Source organism: Noviherbaspirillum sp. (assembly GCF_036563305.1).
Classification (GTDB): domain Bacteria; phylum Pseudomonadota; class Gammaproteobacteria; order Burkholderiales; family Burkholderiaceae_D; genus Noviherbaspirillum.
The window spans coordinates 1-18,800 of record NZ_DATCMQ010000012.1; the positions used below are offsets into that span (position 1 = coordinate 1).

Below are 18,800 nucleotides of genomic sequence, written 5' to 3' on the forward strand. Positions count from 1 at the left end.
GGAAGACTTCCGCGCAGCATTCAAGAAGAAGTTCAACGCCGACGTCCAGATCTACGCACCGTACGTGTACGACGCGGTCATGGTGATGGCCGAAGCAATGAAGAAGGCCGATTCCAGCGATCCGAAGAAGTACCTGCCCGAACTGGCCAAGGTCAACTACAAGGGCGTGACGGGCAATATCGTGTTCGACGCCAAGGGTGACATCAAGGACGGCACGCTGACCCTGTACACTTACAAGGGCGGCAAGCGTGAGCAACTCGCTGTCGTGAAGTAATCACTGCAGCCAGGAGTACGCCGGGCAGCAGGCTGTCCGGCACTTCCTGCGGGGGCGCCAATGGAGACATTGGCGCCCTTTGTCCTTTCAGAACCAGGCGACATTCTCATGAAGATTCTTGACCAGGCCCAGACGGCCAGTGCCCTTCCCTATACCGACCTGGTGCCGGCGCTTGCCCGGGCGGCGCAGGAACGTGCAGCCGGTGTCATCAAGGCGCCCGAGCGTCAGGTGGTCACGATCGATGCCGACAGCGTCCTGCTCGGCATGCCGGCAATCGCACCCGACCTCGGCGTCACCAAGCTCATTACCGTGCACGCACGGAATGCCCGACACGGTCTTCCCGCGATCCAGGGTGAGGTGGTGGTGTTCGATGCCGCGACCGGGCGCCGGCTGGCACTGCTCGACGGCCCCACCGTGACCGCGCGCCGCACCGCCGCAATGACACTGCTCGGCATACAGGAACTGGCGCCTGCGCGTCCAGCTTCCGCCCTCATCATCGGCACCGGCGTGCAAGCCGTTGCCCATGCCGATGCCATCGCCGGGTATTTCAGCGTCGGCGAATTCCACGTGGCCGGCCGTACCATGGCCGCCGCGGCGTCCTTCTGCCAGGCGCTGCAGTCGAGACTTCCAGGCGTGCGCGCCCTGCCCCTGGAGGCCGCATCGCTCGCGCATGCGGTGCCGGAGACCGATATCGTGGTCGCGCTGACCACCTCGAAAACACCGGTGATCCCGGCCGATATCGCTGCGCGCACGCTCGCGATCGGCGTCGGAGCATTCAAGCCGGACATGGCGGAGTTTCCTGCTGCGTTGCTGCACGCGCGTTCGATCGTCGTCGATGACCTCGCAGGCGCCCGGCATGAGGCCGGCGACCTGATCCAGGCTCGCGTGGACTGGGCCGGCGTGCAGGAACTGGGCGCGATCCTCGGCGACGGCCGGGCGCGTCCTGCCATGACACCGGTATTCAAGACAGTCGGGCAGGCCGCCTGGGACCTGGCGGCGGCTCGGGTGGCGGTTGCGGCACTTGCTTGACCGTGAAGATGGCGCGGGAAAACCGCGCGGCCAGAAAAAAAGCGCACCTGAGGTGCGCTTTGCCTTCCAGCCCTGGGATTTGCCCTGACTACTTCTGTGCCAGGATCCACTTCACGAGGGTGCGCGCCTCGGCCTCGGTGACCTGCGCGTTGGCGGGCATGGGGACCGCGCCCCAAACGCCGGCGCCGCCCTTGATGACCTTCTGCGTCAGCTTGTCTTCAGCGTCCTTCTGACCTGCATACTTTGCCGCGACATCCTTGAACGACGGGCCGACGACCTTGTTCGCCACGGAATGGCAGGCCATGCAATTCTTGGACTTGGCCAGATCCGCGTTGGCCATCGCCACATTGGATACCAGCGCGCCGGCGACCAAACAAACCAACAAAGAACCTTTCATTACTTCCTCCAGTAGAAATAGCCGCATCATTCTACACGTTGCGGCCTTGCTGAAACGTGCCCCATCCGGCGCTGGTTGACCGTGGGCAGAACAATTAAAATCTTTCTTCACTGCAGCGACACGGACCTACCATGCCGATCATCTTCGTTATTGTTTTGCTATCTGCCCTGCGCTACTTGGAAGTGGGTCCGTTCGCCGCGCTGTCCTGGTGGTGGATCGCCGGCCTGTTCGTGCTGGCGTTCGTCTGGTTCGAGTTCATCGAGCGCGCGCTCGGACTCGACAAGCGCAAGGAGCACAAGCAGGCGGAAAAAAACCGCAAGGACCGCATCAAGCGCACGCTGAAATGAAAAAGGGGCGGCACCGCCGCCCCTCTCCCCATCCCGCCGCGTCTCAGCGCTTCAGTTGCGACAGGTCGCGCACCGCGCCGCGATCGGCCGAGGTCGCCAGCGCCGCGTACGCCTGCAGCGCCTGGGACACGAACCGATCCCGGTTTTCCGGCTTCCAGGCCTTGTCGCCGCGCGCTTCCATCGCAGCCCGGCGCTGCGCCAGTTCGGCGTCGCTGATCCGCAGGTGGATCCGGCGCCCGGGAATGTCGATCTCGATGATGTCGCCGTCATTCACCAGGCCGATGGCGCCGCCCTCCGCCGCTTCCGGCGAGGCGTGGCCGATCACCAGGCCGGAGGAGCCACCGGAGAACCGGCCGTCGGTGAACAGCGCGCAGGCCTTGCCGAGGCCCTTGGACTTGATGTACGAGGTCGGGTACAGCATCTCCTGCATGCCCGGCCCGCCCTTGGGGCCCTCGTAGCGAATGATCACGACATCGCCTTCCTTCACCTGGTCGCCGAGGATGGCCTCGACCGCGGCGTCCTGGCTTTCGAATACCCGGGCAGTACCGGTGAACTTCAGGATGCTCTCGTCGACACCCGCGGTCTTCACGATGCAGCCCTTCTCCGCCAGGTTACCGTACAGGACCGCAAGACCGCCGTCCTTCGAATACGCATGGGCCTTGTCGCGGATGCAGCCGTGGGCGCGATCCAGGTCCAGCTTGTCGAAACGCTTGTCCTGCGAGAAGGCCACCTGCGTCGGCACGCCGCCTGGCGCGGCCAGGAAATGCCGGTGCACCGCGCTGTCCTGCGTCTGCATCACGTCATTGGCGGCGATCGCTTCGCCGAGGGTCTTCGCGTGCACGGTCGGCACGCTGGTATCCAGCAGGCCGGCACGATCCAGCTCGCCGAGGATGGCGACAATGCCGCCGGCGCGATGCACGTCCTCGATGTGGTAGTCCTGCGTCGCGGGCGCCACTTTGCACAGGCAGGGCACCTTGCGCGAGATGCGGTCGATGTCGGCCATCGTGAAGTCGACGCCGGCTTCCTGGGCGGCGGCCAGCAGGTGCAGCACGGTATTGGTCGAACCGCCCATCGAGACGTCGAGCGCCATCGCGTTCTCGAAGGCGCGCTTGGTCGCGATATTGCGCGGGAGCGCCGACGCGTCATCCTGCTCGTAGTAGCGCTTGGCCAGTTCGACGACAAGCCGACCGGCGCGCAGGAACAGCTGCTTGCGGTCGGCATGGGTTGCGACGATGGTGCCGTTGCCCGGCAGGGACAGGCCGAGCGCCTCGGTCAGGCAGTTCATCGAGTTTGCCGTGAACATGCCGGAGCAGGAGCCGCAGGTCGGGCAGGCGGAACGCTCGATGTTGGCGACCTGCGCATCCGACACGCGCGGATCGCCGGCCTGGATCATGGCGTCGATCAGGTCCACCTTGATGATCTTCTGTGTGCCTTCCTGCTTGCCGTGCAGCGCCTCGATCACCTTGCCGGCCTCCATCGGGCCGCCGGAGACGAACACCACCGGAATGTTCAGGCGCATCGCGGCCATCAGCATGCCGGGAGTGATCTTGTCGCAGTTGGAGATGCAGACCATCGCATCCGCGCAGTGGGCGTTGACCATGTACTCGACCGAGTCGGCGATCAGCTCGCGGGACGGCAGCGAATACAGCATGCCGCCATGGCCCATCGCGATGCCGTCATCCACGGCGATGGTATTGAATTCCTTGGCAACCCCGCCGGCCGCTTCGATCTCGCGTGCCACCATCTGGCCCAGGTCCTTCAGGTGCACGTGGCCGGGCACGAACTGGGTAAAGGAATTGACGACCGCGATGATCGGCTTGTCGAAGTCGCCGTCCTTCATGCCGGTCGCGCGCCAGAGGGCGCGTGCGCCGGCCATGTTGCGGCCGTGGGTGGTCGTGCGTGAGCGGTATGCGGGCATGTCGGTCTCCTGGGTTCGCCTGGGTTTGCGCCGCCGCAGGGACAGCGCAAAGAGCGCCAGAATGCCTTGCCCGGTACTGCGTGTCAAATATATGATTCCTTCGCTATTGATACGGAAAACATATGACTATCGAGCTTCGGCAACTGCGTTATTTCCTGGCGGTGGCGGAGGAAAACCACTTTGGCCGGGCGGCGGCACGGCTGCACATGACCCAGCCGCCGCTGTCGCAAACCATACAGGCGCTGGAGGCCGACCTCGGCACGCCGCTGTTCCAGCGCACCCGCCGGAGCGTCGGACTGACGCCGGCCGGCGCTGCGCTGCTGCCCGAGGCAAGGCGCATCCTGCAGCAGGCCGCCGCCCTGCCCGAGCTGGCCCGACGCGCGGCAGCGGGCGAATCCGGCACGCTCACCCTGTCCTTTGTCTCGACCGCCGACTACAACGTGCTGCCGCCGTTGCTGCGCGAGTTTCGCGAGCGGTATCCACAGGTGCGGATCGAGCTGCGGGAAGCCACCAGCGACGTGCAGCTGGCCGACCTGATGCAGGGGCGCATCGACGCCGGCCTGCTGATTCCCCCCCTGGACGAAAAGGCCAGGACCGAACTCGACTACATGACGGTCCTGTCGGAACCGCTGGTGCTGGCCGCGCCGCAGGGATTGAAGGCACTGCGCAGCAAGGGACGCGCGGCGGCGGCCAGCCTGCAGGCGGTGGCGGGACTGCCGCTGATCATTTTTCCGCGCCGCATCGCGCCGGCACTGCACGACGCCATTCTCGGCTGCTTCCGGGACGCCGGTCTGACGCCGTCCATCGGCCAGGAAGCGATACAGATGCAGACGATCGTCGGGCTCGTGTCCGCGGGCATGGGCATCGCGCTTGTGCCACAATCCGTGTCGAACCTGAAGCGGCCCGGGGTGGAATACCGGCCGCTGGCAGCCGCCAGCGCGACGGTCGACACCGGCCTCGCCTGGCGCCGCGACAATGCCTCGCCGGTGCTGCATGCCTTCCTCGAACTCTTGCGAAAGAAAAGTTAGATGCTCGTACACCCCCTTCCCGATCCGATCGCGTTTTCCCTGGGCCCGGTCTCCGTCCACTGGTATGGACTGATGTACCTGCTCGCCTTCGTGCAGTTCCTGGCGCTGGGCCGGCTGCGTGTCGGGCAGCCGCACATGGCGGCGGCGGGCTGGAAGAAGGAAGACCTGGACGACATGCTGTTCTACGGCGTGCTCGGTGTCGTGCTTGGCGGGCGGCTGGGAGAAGTGCTGTTCTACCACCCTGCCTACTATCTCAGCCATCCGCTCGAGATCCTCGCGGTGTGGAAGGGCGGCATGTCCTTCCACGGCGGCTTCCTCGGGGTGCTGCTGGCGATGGCGCTGTGGGCGCGCAAGCGCGGGCGCAGCGTGCTCGACGTCTATGACTTCATTGCGCCGATGGTGCCCCTCGGTTACGCCGCCGGCCGCATCGGCAATTTCATCAACGCGGAACTGCCCGGCCGCGTCGCCGACCCGTCCCTGCCCTGGGCGATGATCTGGCCCAACGTCGACAACCTGCCGCGGCACCCGTCGCCGATCTACCAGGCGCTGGTGGACGGCGTCCTGCTGTTCATCATCGTCTGGATCTTCGCGCGCAGGCAGCGACCGCCGCTGGCCGTCGGCGGCCTGTTCGTCGCGCTCTACGGCCTGGCCCGTTTCTGCACCGAGTACTTCCGCACCCCCGACTACGAAGTCAGTTTCGGCCCGGTCACGATCTCCGCCGGCCAGATGCTGTCGCTGCCGATGGTCGCCGCGGGCCTCGTCATGCTGGCCGTGACCTATCGCCTCAACCGTACGCCGCAAGCGCAATGAACGCCAACCTGTACGCCCTGTTCGCTTCGCACTTCCCTGCCGACCGCCAGGCCTGCTGCCTGGAGACCCACGACGGCAAGTACTATTCGTGGAATGACCTCGACCGTGCCAGCGCCAAGATCGCCAACCTGCTCGCCGGCCTGCAGCTGCCGCCCGACGCCCGTATCGCGGTACAGGTCGAGAAGTCGGCGGAAGCGCTGATCCTGTACCTGGCGACCCTGCGCGCCGGATATACCTACCTGCCGCTGAACACGGCCTACCGGGCCGCCGAAGTCGCCTACTTCATCGAGGACGCGGCACCGGCCGTCGTCGTCTGTTCGCCGCAGAACTTCGGCTGGGTCTCGCAGATCGCGTTCTCCGGCGGTGCAAAGCACGTATTCACCCTCGGCGACGACCGCACCGGGTCACTGCTGTCGCGCGCCGCGCTGCAGTCGAACAGTTTCGATACGGTGCTGCGCGACGCCGATGAACTGGCGGCCATCCTTTACACCTCCGGCACCACGGGCCGCAGCAAGGGAGCGATGCTCACGCACGGCAACCTGGCGTCGAATGCACGGGTGCTGCAGCAATACTGGCAATGGCGCGACGACGACGTGCTGCTGCATGCGCTGCCGCTGTTCCATATCCACGGCCTGTTCGTCGCGGCCCACGGCGCCCTGCTCAACGGCAGCAAGATGATCTTCCTGCCGCGCTTCGACGCCGCCGAGGTCGTCGGCCACCTGCCGCGCGCAACCGTGTTCATGGGCGTGCCGACCTACTACGTGCGGCTGCTGGCGGAACGGGATTTCGATGCCCCGCACTGCGCCGGCATGCGCCTGTTCATCTCCGGTTCGGCGCCGCTGCTGACCGACACCTTCACCGCCTTCGCGGAACGCACCGGCTTCACCATCCTGGAACGCTACGGCATGACCGAGACGGCGATGCTGACATCCAACCCCTATGCCGGGGAACGCAGGGCCGGCACCGTCGGGCTGCCGCTGCCGGGCGTGTCGGTGCGCGTGGTGAAAGCCGACGGGACGGCGTGTGCGACCGGGGAGATCGGCGACATCCAGGTGCGCGGCCCCAATGTCTTCAAGGGTTACTGGAACATGCCGGACAAGACCGCCGAGGAATTCACTTCGGACGGCTATTTCAGGACCGGCGACGTCGGCCGCTTCGACCAGGACGGCTACCTTGCCATCGTCGGCCGCAGCAAGGATCTCATCATCACCGGCGGCTACAACGTCTATCCGAAGGAGATCGAGTCGGTGATCGACGCGCTGGATGGCGTGCTGGAGTCGGCGGTGGTGGGCGTGCCGCACCCCGACTTCGGGGAAGCGGTGACGGCGGTGGTGGTCGTCCGCGATGGCGCTGCGCTGCACGAGGCCGGCCTCATCGACAGCCTGAAGCAGAAGATCGCCAACTACAAGGTGCCGAAACGGGTCCACTTCGTCGACGAACTTCCCCGCAACACCATGGGCAAGGTCCAGAAGAACCTGCTGCGCGCACGTTTCAGGGACGCCTGATCAGTCGAGGCCCTTGTACAGCATGTAGGCTGCCAGCAGATACAGCAGCACCGCAAACACCTTCTTCAGCGACTTCACCGGCAGGCTGTGGGCGACGCGCGCGCCGAACGGCGCGGTGGTCACGCTGGCAATGGCGATGACCAGCAGCGCCGGCAGGTAGATGAAGCCGAGCGAACCATCAGGCAGTCCGGACTCCTGCAAGCCGAAGTAGATATTGGACAGCGTGCCCGCCAGCGCGATCGGAAAGCCGAGCGCCGCACTGGTCGCCACCGCATTGTGAATCGTGACGTTACACCAGGTCATGAAGGGCACCGACACGAAGCCGCCGCCTGCACCGACCAGCCCCGACAGCACGCCGATCACGCCGCCCGCGCCGAACATCCCCGGGGCCTTCGGCAACTCGCGCGAGGCCGCGGGCTTCTTGTCGATCAGCATCTGCGTTGCCGAGAACGCCACGAACACCGCGAACGACAGCGCCAGGGTCGTGGAATCCATTTTTGCGCCGATCCAGGGACCGACCCAGGAGCCGATCAGGATGCCGGGCGCCAGCAGCCCGACCACCCGCCACAGCACGGCGCCGCGCTTGTGATGCGCGCGCACCGACGACAGGGAGGTGAACATGATGGTGGCGAGGGACGTCGCGATCGCCATGTGAACGATATGCTCCTCCGGAAACTGCTTGGCCGTGAGGATCATCGTCATGAACGGCACCAGCAGCATGCCGCCGCCGATACCGAGCAGGCCGGCCGCAAAACCGACCGCTGCGCCGAGGGCGAGCAGCCCCGCGACGAGGGATATGTCCATCCGAATCTTTCGTGAAATTATTCGAGTTCGCGGATGATACACCGCCACTCCGCGGCGGTGACCGGCGTGATTGAAAGCCGGTTGCCACGCCGGAGTACCTGCATGTCCGCCAGGTCCGGGTGGGCCCGCAGCGCCGGCAGGCCGAGCAGCCGCGTCTTGCGCAGGGCGCGCACGTCGACCAGCAGCCAGCGCGGCTGCTCCCGGGTCGACTTCGGATCGTAGTATTTGCTGTCCGGGTCGAACTGGGTCTCGTCCGGATACGCGCCGCTCGCCACTTCGGCAATGCCGGCAATGCCCGGCTCCGCGCATCCCGAGTGATAGAACAGCACGCCGTCGCCCGCCCGCATTGCGTCCCGCATGAAGTTGCGCGCCTGGTAGTTGCGCACGCCGAACCATGGCACGATCGCGCCCGGCGCTGCCAGTGCATCGTCGATGCTCACCTCCTCAGGTTCGGATTTCATCAGCCAGTACTGCATCTGTTGCTCCCCAACGCCGCGGCAGGCCGCGCAACCGGCACGCGCGCACATCGAACGCGCGCAAACCGCCTGCGCACAAATCGAACGCGCACAAAAAAGCGGCTGCATCAAATGCAGCCGCTTGTGAATTAAGTCCCGCCTGTGCCGTCTTTGCCGGCATCCCGAACCTTACGGTTCAAGGTGGCCGCAGTAGTTCAATTTCGGGTTCATCGGACTAGCGACGATCACGCCCATCAAACGATCCCGCGTCCTATGCACATAAATGGTTCAAGGAATATATGGCAATCGCGAACACGGCAGGAGAGCTTTAGTGTACTCGAAGCGTCCCGCGAATCAAACCCCCTGCATCAAAAAATTCGACCGGTTTCGCAAGGATCAAAACAGCTTTTCCTGGGGAGCAAGCGCGGCGTCCAGAACACGGTGCATCGCGTCGATCTGTTGCTTGACCTCCGCCACGGCCATGCCGGAGAAAGGCCCGTCCGACGATTTCGTCTCGAGCAATTCCGCGGCGATGCCGAGCGCCGCCATGACCGCGATGCGGTCGGTGCCCTTGATGCGCCCGGCATCCCTGATTGCGCACATCTTCCCGTCGAGGTAGGCGACCGCCTGCTGCAGCGTCCCCTCTTCCCCCTCGCGGCAGGCCAGCTTGTAGGCCTGCCCCATGATGGTGACGTCGAGTTGTATCATGCGGTCTCCTCCTTCTGATCGCTGCCTAACGGGATCTTGTCCAGCAGCGCAGACACGCGCCGGTGCGCTTCCTCGATCCGTCGCGCCAGTTCCGCATTCTCGGCCGTCAGCGAGGCGACGCTGAGTCGCAGCTCGGCATTCTCCCGGCGAAGCGAATCCGCCAGTTCGGCCAACTGTACGACTTTGCCGGAAAGTTGATGAAATTCGGAAATCATCCCGCCACTATAGTTGGCCGGAGGAATTTGCGTCAATAGATTCAAGTACTTGGCGGCTTTTTTTGATGGCCGACCTGAACGCCCCGCCGACGTCCATTGACGACTTGCATCGCGCCTTCGCACTCAATAAAATCACAGCCAATGGGGCGGTAGCTCAGCTGGGAGAGCGTCGCGTTCGCAATGCGAAGGTCGGGAGTTCGATCCTCCTCCGCTCCACCAATACGCGTAAAGACGGGGTGCCCTACGGCAAATTGTCGGGCGGTGTAGTCCGCATCTCCCCGTCACGCCCCGACGCGGGGCAGGAAATAGGTGGCGAATTTGGCCACCTCCGACTCCGACCTTCTTCTGGCAAGAATAATCCTGGCGTACATCGCGAAGAGTGTGAGGGTTGACGTCGTGGCGGCAATTGGCAGTAACAGAAAGATAATAAATTGGTAAATGACAAAAATTTCGCCGATCTCCATTCATTCCGGCTGCAGTGGATTCTTCTCACTGTCCTTGGAACGTTTTACTTCTTTTCCCGCCTGATCTATCTCGACGCCGATCTGCCTCCCTGGGAAATTGCGAACTATGACTCGATCGACGAGTTCTATTACACGGCGTCCGCCTTCGAAATGGTTGAAGGTCTTGGAACGCACAACCGCCTGCTAACGTCATCATTGGGTTGGGCGTTCAACTCCGTACAACAACTTCTTACCGCAACCACCTTAGCTGTCTTCGGCGACAACTACTATGGCCTCAGGCTTCCCTCTGTCGTAGCGGGTTTCATAGTTCTTGCATCCTTTTTCATCATCTGCTTCGATCGTTTCGGTCCCGCTCCCGCTTTTGCATTCGCGGCGCTCCTGCTTTCCGAGTTCAGTTTTACGCTGGCAAGCCGAACGGTAGAACCTACGATTTTCAGAATGGCAGGCGCGGCACTCGTTCTCCTGCATTTTTGCAAGCTCTCCGTGCAGGAGTCGGCCCGCCAACATGTGCAGACGGGCTTACTCGTCGGGGCTGCGTGGTTCCTTCTCTATCCAACCAATGCATTCTTAGGATTGTTCGGCGCCCTATCTGTCCTTTTTCTCTCCGAAACGCGTCGCCTGGCAGGGTTAGCATACTATCTCCTTGGAATAGCGATTTCCTTCGTCGTGTATGCAGCATGCTGCATATACCTTCCCGACCAAAACCTCTCGACTTTTATTCATCAATTTCAACCACTCCAGCCGCGCCTAGCCGGCACCGGTGCGAGCAGTCTTTGGCTGGATGTCTACGAGAAATTGCGTGAGACCCGGAGCGCAAATTTCCTACAAATGTATCAGGAAATGGAATACATACTGGTTGCCTCGGTTACCGTAATTTTTCTTTCGCTGGTTGTCGGATGGAGGCCGCGGCGCGCAGATATCCTCCTGTTTCTATTCCTGATCTGCTTTCTGCTGCAGACGTGCTTTGTTAACGATTATCCGAAGCGGAAGCTCGTTTTTCTATACCCCGTGGCCCTCTATGCAATAGTACTTGCTGCGGCTCTGCTCTTTAGAGCAGTCCCAAGACGGGCCAGAAGCATCGCAGGGATGACTCTCGTCCTCACTTCAGTATCTGCCTTGGCTACACCTACCATTTGGCACATTTATGCCAATCCCCAATTTGAGCAAAAGATGGCCATGCAGTCATTGAAGGACATCGGTAACGCACGATTGATCGGCGGTTGGAGTTTTGCGTTCAGGCTGTATAACACCTATCACCCGTTCCTTAATAAATACGCCTGGATATATAGGGACGCCGGCCAGTATTACGCTTGGCTTCACGAAGCCGGCGAACGCAAGGAGGCGGAGTATACGATTGAGTACGGAACGATGGATATCGAAGCGAAGCTCAACGAGATCGGTTTTTTCAGGAAGGAGTTGATATTGCCATCAAACGATGCGACTCGACCCAACGTTTACTTGTATAGTTTTCGCGGAAGCTGAGCGCGCAGGCAGGATTGGGGACAGCACTATCTCTTCTGTCTTCTTCAAGCATGGGATTCAACGGGGCGCGCGCTCAGCGAAATCCCACCCCTAAATTCTCGTCTCTGGTCCGCTCGTCGTATTGCAAGACTAAGCGGCTGCAAAGTTGACACTTCATTTCTACGATGAGGCATAGCTTTCGCTGATGCTTCTGTTAACGTCTCCAGTCGAATAAGCGCTATCGAATGAATGCTAGAGACAAGCGCAAGACAAAAATATTCAACGTCGCGACTAATTTTGCCCCTGGTACGGCCAGAGTTCTCGGGGCGACTGAATTCAGGCTTGTCGCACCGCCGCTTAAGAAGGGACGAACCGGCGACATGTCGCCAAAGACTAGATTTTTCGAGGCCCCCAAAATACCGCGGCGTACCGCGCACGTCGCGGGCACGTGCTTCTGCACCAGGCACCGACAGGACAGTTTCCGTCAGTAGTACATCATTGCTTTTAATGACGCATCCGTTCCGATAAATTAGAATAGCAGACTTTCCAATAAGAACTGCCGCACCAGCACATGACGGGGCCTCTGAAGACACTTTCCGGTCGCGAAAGGCCTTGCTTCGGCAGTTGGCACAAGCACTGCGCTGACGGTCCGGCAGCATCAAAGCCGGATCTCATCTGCCTTTTTTTTCTGTATCTTGTCATGCACGGCGGCATCCTGCTTCTGCCACACGCTGTGTACTGGGATGACTGGGTATTGTACGGCGCCTCGAAAGACGCCATCCTGGAAACCTTTGAGCAGGCAGGCGCGATGTTCAATTGGGCAGGCCATCTTCATGTCAGCCTGTTGGGCGCAGGGGTATGGACTTACAAAGTACTTACCTTTGCGCTTATGTTTCTTTCGGGAGTCCTACTTCATTCGATCTTGACAAGAACGGGGCTCCTGTCGCGAAGTTCGACTTTCTTTGCAACCTTGCTTTTCTTGGTTTTGCCATTCAATCTCGCTCGTATCGCGGCGGTCGACTTTCCATACACGCTTTGCTATTTTCTTTTTTTCGCAGGATGGTATCTCATTGATCGAAATAGGTTGCTTTCCTTAGCACTGTTCTTCCTAAGCTTCAATACAAACTCCTTGCTTGTGTTCTATGCACTCCCGGCACTGGACGCGCTGTACCGGCACGGGCTACTCGCACGAAGAGACAACATTCCCCGGTACGCTCTGCGCAATCTCGATTTTCTCGTTCTCCCCTTTGTGTACTACGTCATTAAGACAAATTTCTTCTCACCGTACGGCATGTATGAAGGGTACAACCAATCAATCAGCCTGCTTTTTGTTCCGCCTGCGGTCGCCGCGCAGTGGGCTGATTTGACCAACTTCGCAGTCAACCCATTTTTGGTCCTGATATTTGCATTGCTGGCGTTCGCCATACTCGCCATACGTGCCTCCTGCGATTTGGATGGAGAGCGATATACCTTTTCTTACTCTGCTCGGACTGCCTCAGTCGGACTCCTTGCACTTACCCTTGGCGCCCTCCCCTACTGGGTGCTTGGCCTTGTCCCTACCTTCGTGGAATGGACGTCCCGCCATCAGCTGTTGCTACCGCTGGGTGGCGCACTGCTCATTACCGCTGCACTTGACTTGATGAAAAACCGAAGCCGTCCACTCGGCTACGCCGTTGCGCTGGGATGTTGCATGGCATACGGTACTGAAACGTACTATAGATTTGCAATCGATTGGACAAAACAGACAATGCTGATGAAGCAGCTCGCGCTGGAAAAAGAAGTCGAAACTGCAAGTCTCATCATTGTCAATGACGAGACCGAGAATGACAATGCCCTTGGTCGCAACTTCCGTTTTTATGAATGGAATGGCATGCTCGCCGAGACGTTCGGCGACCAACGCCGATTCGTAGTTCGCCCGGAAGAGCTGGATTCGTACCTAAAAGGCGCACGGGACAAGTTTTTCTCCGAGAGATATAAGGCTGCCGATCACCGCCGAGGACCATCCAGTGCCGTTGTGAGGGTCCATATCACACGTGCTGCGACGACGGCGCCTGAATGGCGGGAAGTGCAGTCTAGGTACGAGCTGACAGTAAGCAACTGGGATGCGGGAAGAATGGGTGCCCCCATATCATCAAAGTAGGTAATCAATAGGATGCATAACAAAAAACGGGTTGCTGTACTCCAGTCGAACTACATTCCGTGGAAGGGGTATTTCGATCTGATTGCGGCAGTGGACGAGTTCATTTTGTACGACGACATGCAATACACTCGCCGCGACTGGCGCAACAGGAACCAGATCAAAACTCCACAGGGCATCCAATGGATCACTGTTCCGGTCCTTGCAAAGGGTAAGTATCATCAGAAGATCCGCGAGACCGAGATCGATGGTACGGAATGGGCGTCGGCGCACTGGAAGGCTCTACTGCAGAACTATCGTCGTGCGCCGCATTTCGCCGAGATCGCCACATGGCTGGAGCCGCTATACCTTGGCGATTCGTACAGCCACATCTCGCAGCTAAATCGAAGATTCATCGAAGCGGTCTGCGAGTACATTGGGATCAAGACCCCCATTACCAACTCATGGGATTACAGCCTAGTGGATGGCAAGACGAGCAGGCTTGTCGATCTTTGTAAGCAAGCCGGAGCTACCGAATACATTTCAGGCCCGGCGGCCAAGGACTACCTGGAGAGTTGCCTTTTTGAGGAAGCAAATATCGCCATTAGCTGGTTCGACTATACGAACTATCCAGAATACCCTCAGCTCTGGGGCGACTTCGCGCACTCCGTCACCATCCTTGATTTGCTTTTTAACTGCGGGCGAGCCGCACCGCAATATATGAGGTATGTAAAGGTATGAAGCTGTCTGTTGTCGCCACGCTCTACTTCTCCTCGTCATTCCTTAGCGACTTCTGCCGCAGAATCAGCGCGGCCGCCCAAGACGTTGTCGGCGACGCGTACGAGATTATCCTCGTCAACGACGGTTCTCCCGACGACTCGCTCCAGCGGGCGCTCGAATTGCAACGAATGGACAAGCATATTGAAATCGTCGATTTGTCTCGCAATTTTGGCCACCATGCAGCGATTATCGCCGGACTTTCCCATGCTCGCGGAGAACGGGTCTTCTTGATTGACTCCGACTTGGAAGAGCAACCAGAATGGCTTTCCCTTTTTTATCAAACCATGGAGGAGAAGAACGTCGACGTGGTTTTCGGCAAGCAGCAGGAGCGGATAGCTTCTCCTCTTTCCAATTTGTACGGTAGAACGTTCTGGTCAACGTTGAATTTGATGTCGAGCGTCCGGATTCCTCATAGTCCCATGACTTGTCGACTAATGACTCGCCGGTATGTGGAAGCACTGCTGACCGTAGGGGACCGTGTGCTCTTCCTGGCTGGAACCTTCGCGTGGGCCGGCTACAGTCAGACTGCGATCCCGCTGACAAAGACGCCGCGCGTCGGTGCCCAGAAATCGAACTACAACGTAAGACGTAAGATTATGCAGGTCGCCGATTCGATCTCATCCTTCAGCGTCGCCCCGCTTACGCTTATCTTCTTTTCCGGGCTGACCATTTGGGTAGGCTCTCTCCTGTACGGCCTGTTTCTTCTCGTGGCGAAGCTATTGCACCCGGAAATGGTCGTCTCGGGCTTTACTTCAGTCATGCTATCCCTGTGGTTCCTTGGCGGGACGGTCATCCTGTTCCTCGGCGTTCTTGGGCTGTATGTCGGCAAGGTGTTCCAGGAAGTGAAGCGCCGCCCCTTGTACATCGTACGGCAGACCTACTCAGGAGTGCGCCATGAACGACAATCTTGACCAGCACCTTGCGGCCTACGGCGAGGGATTCGGCTACGCGTTCGACAACAACATCATTCTGAACTGGTATCCGGAACGCATCATGCGGCTGTGCGACCCGTCATGCCGCGTCCTCGAACTTGGCATCGGCCACGGGTTCACGACTGACCGCTTTGCCCGCTACTTCGCGGATCATGTCGTCGTCGACGGTTCGGCATCGGTTATCGAACAGTTCCGACGCCAGTATCCGGATTGCACGGCCCGAGTGGTGCAGGCTTACTTTGAGGAGTTCGTGCCGGAAGGGCGTTTTGACGTGATCGTGTTGGGCTTCGTACTCGAACATGTCGCGGACCCGGCGGCAATCCTGAAACGTTACAGGCAATTCCTGCGGACGGACGGTCGATGCTTCATCGCCGTCCCGAACGGCGAATCCCTTCATCGTCGCTTCGGCCATGCGGCTGGCCTGCTCGATGACATGATGAACCTCGGGCGCGGCGACCTTGAGCTCGGACATCGCCGGCAATATTCAGTCTCCAGCCTGGCCAGCGAAATCGAGAACGCCGGCCTCAGCATCGTGCGTAAAGAGGGCATCTTCCTGAAACCTCTGATGACAGCGCAACTGGAGTCGCTGCAGCTTTCTCCGGCGATCGTCAAGGGCATGTGCGAAGTCGGCATCGATTACCCGGAGCTCAGCTGTGCGCTCCTCTTCGAAGCGACGGACGGGGCATAGACGGTGACGACAATCATGGTTACGGGTGTCGGGGCAATCATGGGGTACGGATTGTTGCGTTCGCTGAAGCGGGCCCTGCCCGATATTCATCTGATAGGTACCGACATTTACACAGACGCGGTCGGGCGTGCGTGGTGCGAAAGATTCGAGCAGGCCCCGTTGACCGCAAGTGAGCAATACCTGGAATGGCTGCAAGAAGTGACCATGCGCCATGAGGTCGACCTTGTTATACCTGGCATCGAGCAGGATGTGCAGCGCTTGTCGGACTGCCGGGAGCAAATTGCAGGGCTGCGCTGCCGTTTCGCGCTCAACAACCCGCTTCTGATCGCGCTTTCGCGTGACAAATGGCTGATGCATCAAGCCCTGCTGGATCTCGGCGACGAGGCGCGCATACCGAGCTACCTCTCCGGCGATTTCTCAACGCTGTCAACGCTGCTGGGCTTGCCATTCATACTGAAGCCCCGGCGCAGCTATGCGTCGAAAGGCTTGGTAAGGGTGCACGACGAAAGCACCTTCGCACTGCATGCGCATCTGCTTGGCGAGCATCTGCTTGCGCAGCCGATCGTCGGATCGGACGATGAGGAATACACGGTTGGGGTATTCGGCGACGGTCATGGAGGCGTGCCGGCCTCCATCACATTGCAACGGCGTCTTGCACAAGACGGATCGACAGCCAAGGCCCGGGTACGCAAGGATGCGGGCCTGGATGAAGTTGTCGGCCGGCTCTGCAAGCATTTCCGGCCCCTTGGACCGACCAATCTCCAGTTCCGCCGCGACGGGCAGCAATGGAAACTCCTGGAGATCAACCCGCGCGTGTCGTCGACGAGTTCCATGAGGACCGCCTTCGGCTTCAACGAGGCGGCGATGTGCGTCGATTACTACCTGCACGGTAAGCTGCCGGTGCAACCCAACATCAGGGATGGCTTTGCCGTCCGATATATCGAGGACTACGTGCTTCATGATCGCGCTCATTTCTGACATTCATGGGAACCTGGCGGCCCTTCGCTCGGTCCTTGACCGAATCGATGCCATGGGGATTACGCGCATCGTCTGCCTTGGCGATACCGCCGGCTATTATTGCGAGATCAACGAATGCTGCGACTTGCTTCGCTCCAGAGGCATCTATTCGCTGCTTGGCAATCATGATCGCTACGTCGCCTTCGATGAAACCTGCCCGCGCTCGAACAGTGCAAACGTTTGCATCGAGTACCAGCGGGCCGTCATTACCGACGAGAACAAGCAATGGCTCAGGACACTTGAGTCGCAAGGATCGTTCGACGGGCTGAATATCGTGCACGGCGGATGGAATGACCCCGTGGACGAATACGTCATGCCTTCGGAGGCCTATTTCTCGCGGCGGGAAGGGACGGCATTTGCGTCGGGACATACCCATGTCCCCTGCATCTGGAAAGGAACCGGCCGTACCTATTGCAATCCTGGCTCCGTTGGCCAGCCCCGGGATGGCGACGCGCGGGCATCGTTTGCGCTCTGGAACGGCATGGATTTTTCCCTTGAACGCGTCGAATACGACATATGTCGTACCCAGGATGCAATGCGCGCTGCCGGCTTTGAACCGTATTTCTACGAGAACCTCTCCATCGGCGCAAGAATTGGCGGCAAGATCGACAGGCTGGCAATGGACCGTTCCAATGCCTGACTCACCAGTACGGCCGGGCCGCATCCGCCTGCTTGCCCAGATGGACAGGCAGACGTTCGGTCAGCTCATGCGGTACGGCGCAGTCGGTTTCGCCACGAACGGCATCGGCTACCTTTTGTACCTCACTGTCACTCATCTTGGAATGCCGTCAAAGGCGGCGATGAGCGTGCTCTATGGAATTGGCGTTATTCTCGGCTTTTTCGGGAACCGCGGCCTCACGTTTTCCTACAACGGCGGCGTATGGAGTTCGGGTTTTCGCTATGGTCTGGTGTACCTGGCCGGCTATTTTCTCAATCTCGCCATTTTGACGTTGTGCGTCGACTTTCTTGGATATCCGCACTGGCTGGTGCAGGCCGTTGCCATCCTGGTGGTAGCCGCATTTCTGTTCCTGGCGTTGAAATTCTTCGTCTTCAAGCGCAAATGAAAATGTCAACGACACGCCTTCCATTTCAGTCGTCATCCTTCGCTAAGCTTGCGGAGGTTGAGTCCGGCCACTGGTGGTTCCAGGGACGCAATCAACTGCTGCTCTGGGCGCTGGCGCGCAAGGCCAAGCGATTCCAATCCTTCCTTGAAGTCGGCTGCGGAACCGGATACGTACTGGAAGCAGTCAGCACAGCGTATCCTTCCTCGGAACTCCATGGCGCCGAGTATTTTGAGGAAGGCCTTGAGTATGCACGCGCGAGGGTTCCGAAGGCCCGTTTCAGGACGCTTGATGCGACGACGATGGACGACGCCGAACGCTACGACGTGGTCGGCGCGTTCGACGTCATCGAGCATATCGAAGAAGACGAGCTCGTCCTCCGCAACCTCGCGCGAGCGTTGAAAGCGGAAGGGACATTGATGGTCACCGTTCCACAACATCAGTGGCTATGGTCAAAAAGCGACGAATATGCCTGCCATGTGCGCCGCTATTCCAGGGCCGATCTGATAAAAAAGACTGAACGGGCAGGCCTTCGCGTCACCTACGTGACATCGTTTGTCAGCTTGCTACTACCATTGATGTGCCTCTCCCGCGTCAGCGCGCAGGAAGGAGAGCGCGACCCGATGGCCGAGTTTCGGATTCCCGGCTGGATGAACGCGATACTTAAGGCCGTGATGCGCGTCGAGTTGGCAATGCTGAAACTCGGCATTCGCTTTCCTGCCGGCGGTTCGCTCCTGTTGGTTGCGACGAAACCCAAAGACAGTTGGGTTTCGAAACAAGCGTAAGTCCGG

General features: G+C 60.1%; 21 protein-coding genes, 1 tRNA gene and 1 other RNA gene. 16 read left to right on the forward strand and 7 right to left on the reverse strand.

Going from position 1 to position 18,800, the window contains the following annotated elements:
- Together VIM12_RS09430 and VIM12_RS09435 are read left to right on the forward strand one after the other, a co-directional pair.
- Positions 1 to 274, forward strand: a 274-nt coding sequence (locus tag VIM12_RS09430; protein WP_331941368.1) for an ABC transporter substrate-binding protein, incomplete at its 5' end; no start/stop codon positions are given.
- 108 nt (positions 275 to 382) lie between these two features.
- Entirely contained in the window at positions 383 to 1,303 is a 921-nt protein-coding gene (locus tag VIM12_RS09435; RefSeq protein ID WP_331941369.1) for a delta(1)-pyrroline-2-carboxylate reductase family protein, read from the forward strand.
- 88 nt (positions 1,304 to 1,391) lie between these two features.
- On the opposite strand, the gene VIM12_RS09440 is transcribed toward VIM12_RS09435, so the two are convergent.
- Positions 1,392 to 1,700, reverse strand: a complete 309-nt coding sequence (locus VIM12_RS09440) for a c-type cytochrome (RefSeq protein WP_331941562.1) — start codon at positions 1,698 to 1,700, stop codon at positions 1,392 to 1,394.
- Positions 1,701 to 1,831: 131 nt separating this feature from the next.
- Between VIM12_RS09440 and VIM12_RS09445 the strand changes: the two genes are divergently transcribed.
- Positions 1,832 to 2,047 carry a TIGR04438 family Trp-rich protein gene (locus VIM12_RS09445; RefSeq protein WP_331941370.1) on the forward strand — a complete coding sequence of 72 codons (216 nt, stop codon included), beginning with the start codon at positions 1,832 to 1,834 and terminating at the stop codon, positions 2,045 to 2,047.
- Between the two features lie 43 nt (positions 2,048 to 2,090).
- Here VIM12_RS09445 and ilvD read toward each other — a convergent pair whose 3' ends face one another.
- Complete coding sequence (gene ilvD, locus VIM12_RS09450; protein ID WP_331941371.1) at positions 2,091 to 3,965, reverse strand: dihydroxy-acid dehydratase; 1,875 nt, start codon at positions 3,963 to 3,965, stop codon at positions 2,091 to 2,093.
- 122 nt (positions 3,966 to 4,087) lie between these two features.
- On the opposite strand from ilvD, the gene VIM12_RS09455 reads away from it, so the two are divergent.
- Genes VIM12_RS09455 through VIM12_RS09465 form a run of 3 tightly spaced genes read left to right on the forward strand, consistent with a single transcriptional unit; the run spans position 4,088 to position 7,308 of the window.
- Complete coding sequence (locus tag VIM12_RS09455) at positions 4,088 to 4,993, forward strand: LysR substrate-binding domain-containing protein (protein ID WP_331941372.1); 906 nt, start codon at positions 4,088 to 4,090, stop codon at positions 4,991 to 4,993.
- A complete protein-coding gene (lgt, locus tag VIM12_RS09460; protein WP_331941373.1) occupies positions 4,994 to 5,803 on the forward strand; it encodes a prolipoprotein diacylglyceryl transferase in 810 nt (269 codons plus the stop codon).
- Complete coding sequence (locus VIM12_RS09465) at positions 5,800 to 7,308, forward strand: malonyl-CoA synthase (RefSeq protein ID WP_331941374.1); 1,509 nt, start codon at positions 5,800 to 5,802, stop codon at positions 7,306 to 7,308. Before lgt ends, VIM12_RS09465 begins: the two co-directional genes overlap by 4 nt.
- On the opposite strand, the gene VIM12_RS09470 is transcribed toward VIM12_RS09465, so the two are convergent.
- The 5 genes from VIM12_RS09470 to VIM12_RS09490 form a co-directional block, all read right to left on the reverse strand.
- A complete protein-coding gene (locus VIM12_RS09470; RefSeq protein WP_331941375.1) occupies positions 7,309 to 8,112 on the reverse strand; it encodes a sulfite exporter TauE/SafE family protein in 804 nt (267 codons plus the stop codon).
- A gap of 17 nt (positions 8,113 to 8,129) precedes the next feature.
- Entirely contained in the window at positions 8,130 to 8,588 is a 459-nt protein-coding gene (locus VIM12_RS09475; RefSeq protein WP_331941376.1) for an EVE domain-containing protein, read from the reverse strand.
- 128 nt (positions 8,589 to 8,716) lie between these two features.
- A non-coding RNA gene (ssrS, locus tag VIM12_RS09480) (6S RNA) lies at positions 8,717 to 8,894 on the reverse strand.
- A gap of 69 nt (positions 8,895 to 8,963) precedes the next feature.
- Positions 8,964 to 9,275 (reverse strand): cell division protein ZapA, encoded by a 312-nt coding sequence (locus VIM12_RS09485; RefSeq protein WP_331941377.1) that lies wholly within the window; start codon positions 9,273 to 9,275, stop codon positions 8,964 to 8,966.
- Entirely contained in the window at positions 9,272 to 9,535 is a 264-nt protein-coding gene (locus tag VIM12_RS09490) for a DUF904 domain-containing protein (RefSeq protein WP_331941378.1), read from the reverse strand. The genes VIM12_RS09485 and VIM12_RS09490 overlap by 4 nt, the downstream gene beginning before the upstream one ends.
- A gap of 98 nt (positions 9,536 to 9,633) precedes the next feature.
- Here VIM12_RS09490 and VIM12_RS09495 point away from each other — a divergent pair.
- From VIM12_RS09495 to VIM12_RS09540, 10 genes are all read left to right on the forward strand, one after another.
- Positions 9,634 to 9,709, forward strand: a tRNA-Ala gene (locus tag VIM12_RS09495).
- 212 nt (positions 9,710 to 9,921) lie between these two features.
- Positions 9,922 to 11,436, forward strand: a complete 1,515-nt coding sequence (locus tag VIM12_RS09500; RefSeq protein ID WP_331941379.1) for an ArnT family glycosyltransferase — start codon at positions 9,922 to 9,924, stop codon at positions 11,434 to 11,436.
- Between the two features lie 550 nt (positions 11,437 to 11,986).
- Positions 11,987 to 13,555, forward strand: coding sequence for a hypothetical protein (locus tag VIM12_RS09505; RefSeq protein WP_331941380.1), 1,569 nt, complete (start codon positions 11,987 to 11,989; stop codon positions 13,553 to 13,555).
- Between the two features lie 12 nt (positions 13,556 to 13,567).
- Positions 13,568 to 14,272 (forward strand): WbqC family protein, encoded by a 705-nt coding sequence (locus VIM12_RS09510; RefSeq protein WP_331941381.1) that lies wholly within the window; start codon positions 13,568 to 13,570, stop codon positions 14,270 to 14,272.
- The gene (locus VIM12_RS09515; RefSeq protein ID WP_331941382.1) at positions 14,269 to 15,222 is read left to right on the forward strand and encodes a glycosyltransferase family 2 protein; all 954 of its coding nucleotides are present in this window, start codon (positions 14,269 to 14,271) and stop codon (positions 15,220 to 15,222) included. Before VIM12_RS09510 ends, VIM12_RS09515 begins: the two co-directional genes overlap by 4 nt.
- Complete coding sequence (locus VIM12_RS09520) at positions 15,206 to 15,931, forward strand: class I SAM-dependent methyltransferase (protein WP_331941383.1); 726 nt, start codon at positions 15,206 to 15,208, stop codon at positions 15,929 to 15,931. Before VIM12_RS09515 ends, VIM12_RS09520 begins: the two co-directional genes overlap by 17 nt.
- 3 nt (positions 15,932 to 15,934) lie before the next feature.
- Entirely contained in the window at positions 15,935 to 16,909 is a 975-nt protein-coding gene (locus tag VIM12_RS09525) for an ATP-grasp domain-containing protein (RefSeq protein WP_331941384.1), read from the forward strand.
- Positions 16,890 to 17,588 (forward strand): metallophosphoesterase family protein, encoded by a 699-nt coding sequence (locus VIM12_RS09530; RefSeq protein ID WP_331941385.1) that lies wholly within the window; start codon positions 16,890 to 16,892, stop codon positions 17,586 to 17,588. The genes VIM12_RS09525 and VIM12_RS09530 overlap by 20 nt, the downstream gene beginning before the upstream one ends.
- Positions 17,581 to 18,012, forward strand: coding sequence for a GtrA family protein (locus VIM12_RS09535; protein ID WP_331941386.1), 432 nt, complete (start codon positions 17,581 to 17,583; stop codon positions 18,010 to 18,012). Before VIM12_RS09530 ends, VIM12_RS09535 begins: the two co-directional genes overlap by 8 nt.
- 2 nt (positions 18,013 to 18,014) lie before the next feature.
- Positions 18,015 to 18,794 carry a class I SAM-dependent methyltransferase gene (locus VIM12_RS09540; protein ID WP_331941387.1) on the forward strand — a complete coding sequence of 260 codons (780 nt, stop codon included), beginning with the start codon at positions 18,015 to 18,017 and terminating at the stop codon, positions 18,792 to 18,794.
- The last annotated feature ends 6 nt before the right edge of the window (positions 18,795 to 18,800 follow it).

What these genes read in the sequence shown, in the direction of transcription:
- VIM12_RS09435 (WP_331941369.1), top strand. Translation starts at nt 383, where the DNA reads ATGAAGATTCTTGACCAGGCCCAGACGGCCAGTGCCCTTCCCTATACC.
- VIM12_RS09440 (WP_331941562.1), bottom strand. Translation starts at nt 1,700, where the DNA reads ATGAAAGGTTCTTTGTTGGTTTGTTTGGTCGCCGGCGCGCTGGTATCC.
- VIM12_RS09445 (WP_331941370.1), top strand. Translation starts at nt 1,832, where the DNA reads ATGCCGATCATCTTCGTTATTGTTTTGCTATCTGCCCTGCGCTACTTG.
- ilvD (WP_331941371.1), bottom strand. Translation starts at nt 3,965, where the DNA reads ATGCCCGCATACCGCTCACGCACGACCACCCACGGCCGCAACATGGCC.
- VIM12_RS09455 (WP_331941372.1), top strand. Translation starts at nt 4,088, where the DNA reads ATGACTATCGAGCTTCGGCAACTGCGTTATTTCCTGGCGGTGGCGGAG.
- lgt (WP_331941373.1), top strand. Translation starts at nt 4,994, where the DNA reads ATGCTCGTACACCCCCTTCCCGATCCGATCGCGTTTTCCCTGGGCCCG.
- VIM12_RS09465 (WP_331941374.1), top strand. Translation starts at nt 5,800, where the DNA reads ATGAACGCCAACCTGTACGCCCTGTTCGCTTCGCACTTCCCTGCCGAC.
- VIM12_RS09470 (WP_331941375.1), bottom strand. Translation starts at nt 8,112, where the DNA reads ATGGACATATCCCTCGTCGCGGGGCTGCTCGCCCTCGGCGCAGCGGTC.
- VIM12_RS09475 (WP_331941376.1), bottom strand. Translation starts at nt 8,588, where the DNA reads ATGCAGTACTGGCTGATGAAATCCGAACCTGAGGAGGTGAGCATCGAC.
- VIM12_RS09485 (WP_331941377.1), bottom strand. Translation starts at nt 9,275, where the DNA reads ATGATACAACTCGACGTCACCATCATGGGGCAGGCCTACAAGCTGGCC.
- VIM12_RS09505 (WP_331941380.1), top strand. Translation starts at nt 11,987, where the DNA reads ATGACGGGGCCTCTGAAGACACTTTCCGGTCGCGAAAGGCCTTGCTTC.
- VIM12_RS09510 (WP_331941381.1), top strand. Translation starts at nt 13,568, where the DNA reads ATGCATAACAAAAAACGGGTTGCTGTACTCCAGTCGAACTACATTCCG.
- VIM12_RS09515 (WP_331941382.1), top strand. Translation starts at nt 14,269, where the DNA reads ATGAAGCTGTCTGTTGTCGCCACGCTCTACTTCTCCTCGTCATTCCTT.
- VIM12_RS09520 (WP_331941383.1), top strand. Translation starts at nt 15,206, where the DNA reads ATGAACGACAATCTTGACCAGCACCTTGCGGCCTACGGCGAGGGATTC.
- VIM12_RS09530 (WP_331941385.1), top strand. Translation starts at nt 16,890, where the DNA reads ATGATCGCGCTCATTTCTGACATTCATGGGAACCTGGCGGCCCTTCGC.
- VIM12_RS09535 (WP_331941386.1), top strand. Translation starts at nt 17,581, where the DNA reads ATGCCTGACTCACCAGTACGGCCGGGCCGCATCCGCCTGCTTGCCCAG.
- VIM12_RS09540 (WP_331941387.1), top strand. Translation starts at nt 18,015, where the DNA reads ATGTCAACGACACGCCTTCCATTTCAGTCGTCATCCTTCGCTAAGCTT.